Raw genomic sequence first — 203 nt, 5'->3', positions numbered from 1 at the left:
ATCCGGCCGCACACCCCACGACTCCACCAACCGGAACAACGCCGTCTCCACCGCGAACAACGCCGGCTGCGCATACCCCGTCCCCTCCAACAACACCGCTTCCACACTCCCCGGCTCCGCGAACACCACCTCCCTCAACGACCGCTCCAACCCCTTGTCCAGACACACACACGCCGCATCGAACGCCTCCGCGAACACCGGAA

1 protein-coding gene is annotated in these 203 nt (G+C 66.0%); it reads right to left on the bottom strand.

Going from position 1 to position 203, the window contains the following annotated elements:
* Positions 1-203 (bottom strand): ACP S-malonyltransferase (locus IH25_RS41855; RefSeq protein ID WP_037656605.1); only part of this gene is annotated, 203 nt, incomplete at both ends.

The organism is Streptomyces achromogenes subsp. achromogenes, assembly GCF_000720835.1.
GTDB lineage: Bacteria > Actinomycetota > Actinomycetes > Streptomycetales > Streptomycetaceae > Streptomyces > Streptomyces achromogenes.
The sequence above is the reverse complement of the archived record's forward strand: the minus strand, read 5'-3'. Positions and strand labels throughout refer to the sequence as shown.